We start from the raw sequence: 341 nt of genomic DNA on the forward strand, positions 1-341 counted from the left end.
ATTTCATGTCGAGCATACGAAACTTTTTCATTTATATTTTTCCCCTGTTCAGAAGTAACAGGAAAATATGGTGGATTACATGTTACAAGATCATAACTACCCCAGTTCACTTCAGTATCTAGGTCTAGTATATTCTTATTTATTACTTGGATTTGTTCTTCTAAAGCGTTATATTGTACACTCTTTTGTGTTAATTCACATAGGACAGTTTGAATTTCAACTGCATCTATGGGTACTCCTGTCCTTAATGAAAGTAATAAAGGAATAGCCCCAGTACCTGTACATAAATCAATAATTCTCTTAGCCCCTTTGGGAATTGAAGAGAATTTAGCTAATAATAC

General features: G+C 33.1%; 1 protein-coding gene. It reads right to left on the minus strand.

The features are described 5' to 3' along the window. Positions 1-341: methyltransferase (locus tag AOA62_RS25705; RefSeq protein WP_143521917.1), on the minus strand; the 341-nt coding region annotated here is incomplete at both ends.

This window comes from Pseudomonas sp. 2995-3, from assembly GCF_002742565.1.
Classification (GTDB): domain Bacteria; phylum Pseudomonadota; class Gammaproteobacteria; order Pseudomonadales; family Pseudomonadaceae; genus Aquipseudomonas; species Aquipseudomonas edaphica.